This is a genomic window from Staphylococcus sp. HMSC056G08 (assembly GCF_001812305.1).
Classification (GTDB): domain Bacteria; phylum Bacillota; class Bacilli; order Staphylococcales; family Staphylococcaceae; genus Staphylococcus; species Staphylococcus simulans.
This window is the reverse complement of the sequence record NZ_KV808507.1, coordinates 1-7971: the sequence shown is the minus strand read 5'-3', so window position 1 is coordinate 7971 and position 7971 is coordinate 1. Positions and strand designations below refer to the sequence as shown.

At 33.6% G+C, this 7971-nt stretch carries 11 protein-coding genes; all 11 read left to right on the top strand.

Annotation, left to right across the window (positions count from 1 at the left end):
- Positions 1–159: 159 nt before the first annotated feature.
- On the top strand, positions 160–408 hold the full coding sequence (locus HMPREF2846_RS09905; RefSeq protein ID WP_070626555.1) for a hypothetical protein: 249 nt from the start codon (positions 160–162) through the stop codon (positions 406–408).
- 18 nt (positions 409–426) lie between these two features.
- On the top strand, positions 427–1038 hold the full coding sequence (locus HMPREF2846_RS09900; protein WP_070626554.1) for an MBL fold metallo-hydrolase: 612 nt from the start codon (positions 427–429) through the stop codon (positions 1036–1038).
- A 12-nt stretch (positions 1039–1050) separates the two neighbouring features.
- Positions 1051–1296, top strand: coding sequence for a DUF1351 domain-containing protein (locus HMPREF2846_RS09895; RefSeq protein ID WP_070626553.1), 246 nt, complete (start codon positions 1051–1053; stop codon positions 1294–1296).
- Positions 1262–1816 (top strand): DUF1351 domain-containing protein, encoded by a 555-nt coding sequence (locus HMPREF2846_RS09890; RefSeq protein WP_070626552.1) that lies wholly within the window; start codon positions 1262–1264, stop codon positions 1814–1816. The genes HMPREF2846_RS09895 and HMPREF2846_RS09890 overlap by 35 nt, the downstream gene beginning before the upstream one ends.
- Positions 1817–1830: 14 nt before the next feature.
- The gene (locus HMPREF2846_RS09885; protein ID WP_070626551.1) at positions 1831–2466 is read left to right on the top strand and encodes a hypothetical protein; all 636 of its coding nucleotides are present in this window, start codon (positions 1831–1833) and stop codon (positions 2464–2466) included.
- 17 nt (positions 2467–2483) lie between these two features.
- On the top strand, positions 2484–4217 hold the full coding sequence (locus tag HMPREF2846_RS09880; RefSeq protein WP_070626550.1) for a hypothetical protein: 1734 nt from the start codon (positions 2484–2486) through the stop codon (positions 4215–4217).
- 23 nt (positions 4218–4240) lie between these two features.
- Positions 4241–6097, top strand: coding sequence for a DUF5906 domain-containing protein (locus tag HMPREF2846_RS09875; RefSeq protein ID WP_083309997.1), 1857 nt, complete (start codon positions 4241–4243; stop codon positions 6095–6097).
- Positions 6094–6279 carry a hypothetical protein gene (locus HMPREF2846_RS09870; protein WP_070626548.1) on the top strand — a complete coding sequence of 62 codons (186 nt, stop codon included), beginning with the start codon at positions 6094–6096 and terminating at the stop codon, positions 6277–6279. Before HMPREF2846_RS09875 ends, HMPREF2846_RS09870 begins: the two co-directional genes overlap by 4 nt.
- Positions 6273–6668, top strand: a complete 396-nt coding sequence (locus tag HMPREF2846_RS09865; protein ID WP_070626547.1) for a helix-turn-helix domain-containing protein — start codon at positions 6273–6275, stop codon at positions 6666–6668. Before HMPREF2846_RS09870 ends, HMPREF2846_RS09865 begins: the two co-directional genes overlap by 7 nt.
- A gap of 472 nt (positions 6669–7140) precedes the next feature.
- Positions 7141–7332, top strand: coding sequence for a hypothetical protein (locus tag HMPREF2846_RS09860; RefSeq protein ID WP_070626439.1), 192 nt, complete (start codon positions 7141–7143; stop codon positions 7330–7332).
- Between the two features lie 11 nt (positions 7333–7343).
- Positions 7344–7971: hypothetical protein (locus tag HMPREF2846_RS09855; RefSeq protein WP_070626546.1), on the top strand; the 628-nt coding region annotated here is incomplete at its 3' end.

Below are 7971 nucleotides of genomic sequence, written 5' to 3'. Positions count from 1 at the left end.
AAGAAGATGAAACAGAGGAAGCAGTCGATGACGGAGAAGAGTATATCACGTTATTTACTTTCAAATATTAAAAAAAGACTGCTAGCAACCGCGAATTGCTAACAGTAAGAGATGAAAATATACATCTCTATCATAACAAATTTTTACAGGAGGTACTACATGGACCTTAAAAAATATTCACATGAATTTATAGACATGTTAGATGAGTCGGATGTACAAGGTACGATCGAATACTCTAATTATGATAAAAAGCAAACACTAGTATTCACATATAGAAAAGACTTAGACGTTCAACATGTGATTGTCGGCAGTGACAGCAGCGAAGAATATCAAAAACAATGCGTTAAAACTATAGAGCAAATATTGACCGGTGAGATTAAAACCACCGATGACATCTGGAATATTTGAAACAGGAGGATGTAAAGATTGAACTACCGAATCATAGCATCAGGTTCTAAAGGTAATGCTGTTCTAATCAACGATGTATTGGTAGATTGCGGTATTGCGTTTAGTAAACTTAAAGATTATTTGTATGATGTGAAAGTTATGTTACTAACACACATACATTCTGACCATATAAAACCTTCGACATTAAAAAGAATCAAACAAGAATTCCCACATATTAACATCGTAGGTAACTATGAGGTCGCTCAAGTTTTTGGTGTAGATCACATCATCAATGTAGGTTATCCATTGGAGCTTAAAGATTATGTATTTGAAGCTTTTGAATGCAGTCACGACGTCTTAACCTACGGTTATATTTGGTCTTTTGACAACTACGAAATCATTTACGCGACAGATACAAACTCATTGGATAATGCGCCTAAGAAGAAATATGATTTTCTATTTTTAGAATCAAATTACGACGAAATCAAACTAGAAAAAGCAAGAGGTAAAGTTAAAACTTACGGATATGACCCTTACGCTTCAGGGCTACGGCATTTAAGCACTAAGGATTGTAAAACATTCTATTATCTCAATCGACGGGACAGAGACTCTGAGTTAATAGAATTACACAAGTCTGAAAGATTTTATTAAAGGAGTGATCACATGAACGATTTAACAAAACATCATGAGTTCAACATTACCACAACTCAAGGAAGTGTTGTATTTGAAGAATATGACGAATTACTAAGCCAAGCTCAAAACTTAGCTGAACATGTTAAAGATGTTGAAGTTAATGAAGCCAATATTAAAGAAGCTAAAGACTTAATGGCTCAGATGAATAAACGCGTGAAAGAGATTGAAGACGCTAGAAAAGATGTCAAAAAAAACAATCTTGCAACCGTATACTAACTTTGAATCGCAGGTTAAAACAATTAAGCAAATCATCGATGAAGCTGTTAACCATGTCAGAAAACAAGAGCGTCAGTTAGTAGAAAAAGAACGAGAAGATAAGAAAAAAGCTATTGCTCAGATTTTTGACAAAAGAATCCGACATTATGATTTTGAAAAACTGTTAGGGTTTGCTGACTTCATAAAACCACAACATTTAAACAAATCGTATTCTATGACAAAAGTCGAAAAAGACTTAGTCGATTGGCTAGAAAAGAACAAAAGAAACATAGATATTATTCGCCAATCTGATGATTATGAAGATTTAATCATAGCTTACCAAGATACTCAAGATTTATCGATGTCTTTTGAAATCGTCAACAAGCGCAAAGAAAGAGAAAAGAAACTATCTGAACTTGAAACAAAGAAAGATGTAGTAAATTCACATCACGTTTTTACAATCGAAGACAATAAAGACGCTCAAATTGTTAAGTTGCTTTTAGAACAAAACAATATTGAATTTAAATATAAAAAATATTAAAGGAGTTTTTAATTATGGTAAACAATACTGAAGTAAGACATTCATTACCATTAGAGGAAGTTGAATATAACGAAGGTGTAGCAATACTAACATTCTTAGACAAAGAGCAAGGTCACATCCTACAAGTTAAGTTGTTTAGTAAAAAGTTCGATAAAGACGCTAAAAAAATGGTCGAAGACGCCGAACAGGCAGAACGCGCTGAAAAACATGCTCAAGATTATTTCGGCGTAACTTTCGAAGATTTGAATAAAGCAGTAGGTCAAGAACATGACATTTATGTATACGATCGTTTCTGTTCTTTATGGGAAGTAGATGTAGTCGAAAAACTAAATAAAGATATGGAAGGAGACATCTTCCAAACAACTATTGAAGAGGTTAAAGATGACGGTAAAGGAATTCGAATCAGATTTAAACATGAAGGAAAAACATACGAGTCTAAAATGATGTATTCGGACTATAAAGAAAGCTTAGGTCAATGGTTTGTAAATCCTAATAAACAAAATGCTCAATACAGTAAATTTGAAGATAAATTCGGTGTGACTATCGATAATGCTGAAGAAATTGTAGGTAACGATATTATGGTAGAAGTCAAAGTAGCATTCGGTAAACATGCATACGCAGAGATTAAAAAACCAAAATGGAATAAATAATAGAACAGGTGATTTGAATGCAATCAGCAGCAGTTAAAGATGAAGATTTATTGTTTTATGATATTGAAGTCTTTAAACACAACACTTTTGTTGTGTTTAAGGACATTAATAAAAAAGAAGTAGGTTTGTTCCACAACGACTTTAACGGTATAGCAGAGTTAATAAAAAATAAAGTCTTAGTCGGTTATAACAATCATTTCTACGATGACAAAATTCTAAGTAATATGTTAAACGGATATACTCCTGAAAAAATTAAACAGATCAATGATGAAATCATTGGTGGTAAAAGACACGCTTATCTTAACAATCTATTACCTCGAACACTCGATACGTTCCAACAAATCGATGTCAGTAAACCTTCGCTTAAAAGAGTCGAAGGTAACGCCGGCAAGATGATATTAGAATCAAGTGTTGATTTTACAATCGATAGAGCTTTGACACCTGGAGAGCTTGAAGAAGCGATTGATTATTGTAGATACGACGTTGATGTGACTATAGATATTTACAAAAGAAGAAAAAAGTCATACTTCATGCCTAAATGGTCGCTAGTAGATAGATTGAACAACCCTAAAGCAGATAGATGGAATACTACAACTATCAGCGCAAACGTACTTACAGATAGACCTTTGACTAAATGGTCGAGCATTCGTTTACACAAAGATGTGAATAAGTTAAGACATGAAAAAAATCTAGAAATGTTATCTTTAGTACCTGAAAAGGTTCAAGAATTATGGTTGAACAAAAACAAAGGCGCTGTAACAATCGACGAGTTCGGCTGCAACATTGAGTTTGGGTTTGGAGGGCTTCACGGAGTCAATAAGACTAAACAAGATGTGAAGAATGTGAAACTTTTAGACGTAACATCGATGTACCCTTCAATATTGATTAATATCAATGGTTTAGAAAGTGCTACTAAGATTTATAAAGACATTTTACAAGAGCGTAAAGAAGTGAAACATAAAGATAAAACTCTATCAGATGCCTTGAAACTTGTTTTAAACAGTGTGTATGGAAATTTAAATAATCAGTATTCACTTTTATATGATCCTAACAAGCAGAAATCAGTGTGTTTCTATGGTCAAATCGCATTGTATGATTTGTGCAAACGACTATCCAAATCTTGTGAGATTATCAATATCAACACGGACGGCGTTGCGTTTATTACTGACAGTGAAGAATACAAAGATGTTTGGCGAGAATGGGAACAAGATTTCAAATTAACACTTGAAGAAGATGAATTTACTCACTTTATACAAAAAGATGTGAATAACTACGTAGCCTTAGAGCCATCAGGAGCTATCAAAACTAAAGGCGGAGATGTAAATAACTATCACGATAACAATTGGTTTAAAGCCAACACGGCTAGAATCATAGATATAGCAATTACAGACTACTTATTGTTTAAGAAAGACCCTAAAAAAACACTAATTGAAAACTTAGACAATCCTATTTTATATCAATATATTTTACAATCATCACGTAAATTCGCAGGCACATTTGATCAATATGATAAAGAGTACCAGCGTATTAATAGGATTTTCCCCACTAAAAAAGAAAGTGTAACATTAGTCAAACGCAGACTTGACGGAGGTATTACAAAATTTCCAAACACACCTCAAAACATGTGGGTGTTCAATGATGATTTATCAAAAATTGATGTCGACGAGTTCAAAAGAAATATCGATTTGAACCATTATTTAGAGATTATCATAGATAAATTAACAAAAGGTTGGAATGCTTGGTCAAGTTAAACCAAAGGTTAGATTAGAAAGAGGTGAACGATTTGACCTTTGTTGAATACGAAAAAGGCAAAAAACATGCAGGTAAGAACGCTGATGAATCGGAAACATCGGATAGTTTTGAGGATTGCGGCATCAAACTTACTGATAAAGATTTAGTAATTGATATAGACGATGTGCCGAAAGAGGTTATTCACGCTATTATTCAATTCTTCAATATAGAAACACAAACAGTCTGGACAGACAGAGGTGTACATTTTTATTTTAAAAAACCTGAAAACTTCAAAGGTGCTAACGGAATAAGTGCTTTAGGTTTTCCTGTCGAATACAAACACATTAAAAACACAAAATCAGTAACAGTCAAACGTAACGGAGTTTTAAGACAAATCGACAACGAAGGTGTCAGAGAGAACTTACCTGAAATCTTTCAAGTGAACAGAAAGATTAAAAATAACCTGCTAGGTATGGGTGAATCAGACGGTAGAAACGATGCGTTATATAAGCACAAAATGGCTGTCTATTCGCTCAAAGATACTGTAAAGATACTAAACTTCATAAATGAGTTTGTGTTCGCTGAAAAGCTTCCTAACGATGAAATAAGCACTATCGCAAGAGACGAAGCTATAGACACTAAAGACATGAGTTTTGACACTATCGCTAAATCTCTAGTTAACCAATACTACGTAAGGTTCTACAACAACGTTTTGTTCTTCAGAGATGATGAAGGTAAGTTCATCAATGATGAAAATATGCTGAAAAGGAAAATACATCAGTTTTTAGATCAGAAAGACAGTAGGAACGTTGAAGAGGTTTACAAACAACTTCTACTCATGGCTCCAATTATAACACTAGATGACGATGAGTCTTTTGAAATCCACTTTAATAACGGCTATCTCCATGAAGGTAATTTTTACGAAATGGAAAGTAAGACGTTTACACCTTACCACATAGATATTGATTACCACTATGACGCTGAAGCAGTGAAAGTCGTAGACGATTATCTAAACCATTTGAGCAACAATGATGAAGAATATAAGAAGCTGATTTTAGAAGTTTTAGCACATACATTGGTTATCAATAAAGAGTTCAAACGTATGTTAGCAAAATTCTTTATATTTGTCGGTGACGGCGGAAATGGTAAAGGTACTTTATTAACCATTATAAGAGCTATATTGAATCGTAAAAACTGCAGCGGTTTATCTATCGGAGATATGGCCGATGAACGTTATTTTGTCACAATGCAAGGTAAATTAGCCAATCTTGGTGACGATATTCAAGATGAACCTATTAATAACAAGCAAATGAAGGCTTTAAAAAACATTAGCACATGCGACTTTGTAAGCACACGTCAATTGTTTCAACAAGCAACAGAAGTTGAAATGACGTTGAGCTTGATATTTACCAGTAACCATATTCTGAAATCTTGGGAAAAAGGAGATTCGTATAAACGTCGTGTAATGTGGCTGCCTATTTACACTAAACCCGCTAAAAAAGAAAAGAACTTTATTCAAAAGCTGACTACTCAAAAAGCATTGGAATATTGGATTAGATTAATCATCGAAGCGTATAAGAGATTGTATAAGAATGAAAGGTTTACAACATCTAAAGTCGTTGAGCAATTCAACGATCAATATCACGAAGAAAATAATAACTTCTTATTATATCTTCAAGATTTCGAACGTAACGATTTCCTTCACATGAAACCTAAGCAGATTTATGACGAATACGAAGCATGGGCAGAAGAGAATGATTTAAATGCACAATCCAAAAAGCAGGTCAAAGACACCATAGAAAAAAACTACGGACTTGTTGTTAAAGGTAAAAAAATCAACGGCACAACACAAAGGGTTTATGTAGAAATAGACAAAAATGATGAGGAGGTGCAATCGTGACTCAAGAAGAACGCTATTACGATACAAAGTGGAGATTTGAAAATCACTTCGGCGACGAGATGAAAGATGAGCTGATTAAAGATTCGGCTGAGTATATTTATTATCTTGAACAAACTAACCGTGAGCTTCTATTGAAAATCGAAGCAATGGAAGATGAGATTGAGGAGTTGAGAGTATGCTGAGCAGAGAAGAACAGGAATATCGAATTGCTTTAGGTCAATCATTGAGAAGGTACAGAGAAATGATCGGTTTGTCCTTAAGAGATGTTGAAAATGTAACTGATATAAATAGAGCTATGATTCACGGTTATGAAAAAGGGACACGTAAAACACCTATTGAAAAATTACATCAACTGGCGGATGTATATTTGACAAAAACCTCTTTCATAGTACAAGGAGCGTATGACAGACTGGAGCATGGTATCGGTAAAGATCCTAATAACTTTTTAAAAATTGAATTAGATTTAGATTGTACAAAAATTATAGTTAAATCTACAATCAGTGATCAAATCGAAATTATACATTTAGACCATAAAAATATACATTCTCTTAAGACTAAATTCAACATTTAGAAATGAAACCATGAAACACTTATCTCCCCTAAAAATGAATTTAATCGGTGTTACATGTTTTCAAAAATGATGATTTTCAAAAAATCAAAAATCCCGTCAAATCAACGTTTTGAGTTACATTTTTTTCAGAAACGTAACTAAATGTAACTAAAACGTAACTGGGTTGAGCCTTACTCTCCGTTACGTTTTCAGCTTTCGGTTACAAAGTTTAACTTTATTTCTATAAAAGTAGTATATATATTGGTTTCTTTTAAAAATATAACGTAACCTGTCACAAAAAACAAAATGTAATATTTTGCAGGAGAATGAGCAAAGTAAAATGTAACTTGTGACCCGAATGGTAAATCCCTTGGGAGAGTAAGGATAAGCCGGTTACATTTTGGATTTTAAAAATGTAACTAAAACGTAACTTGCGACCGCATAAATATGCAAAATAACATGAATATTATGTATAAAAATAGAAGGTGATTAATTGAATATCGACAATGACGACGTAGAAATGCAATTCAAAGTAAAAGCTACGTTTACCGCAAAAGTCAAAGCTACAGTCCACAAACACACTGATTTACAAGATGTGGAAGAGTATTTGATTAATAAAATTCGTGACGAACTAGAAAAGTACATGGATGAATTTCAAGTTGAAGATGTAGAGAGATTATTATAGGAGGACAGACAATGGAATATCCAAGAAAAGCTAACGGCAGTATCAACTTCACTGAGTTATCGAGACAAACAGGTGTTAATGCTACCACATTGAGTACGCGTTACAAAAGAGGATTGCGCGGCAAAGATTTATTAGAAGGTGTGCTTTATGCCAAAAGAAAAGGTAAAAAACTGACGCTTAATGGTAAAGAAATTCCGATTTATGCACATCAAGAAACACAAATGAAACAATTCAGATTAAATAAAAACACGGTTCAACAACGTTTGAATGAAGGTTGGAATTTTGATGACGCTATCGGTTATCCACCGGACTATATTTTGTTTGATGATTTAATTTGTCTGCAAGTTATGCGCGGTGAAGATGAAATACTTATTCCATCCGATACTGTGGATGAGTTAATCGAGATGAAGGTTAATATATCAGGTTTGAAACGTGTGATTTCAAAAAATCAAAAACCGTTACATCGAGCATTGCCTAAAAATGTTTTGGTTTTTAAAAACAGAAAGATTATAGGTGAACGCTATACAAGTCGTTTGATCAGAGAAGAAAAGCAACGACAAGAATATGCAAGGAAAAAGAGAGAAGAACGCAAACGTGCTAAAAGACCTTGGTTATACGACGGCACACCTCAGAGTGTAA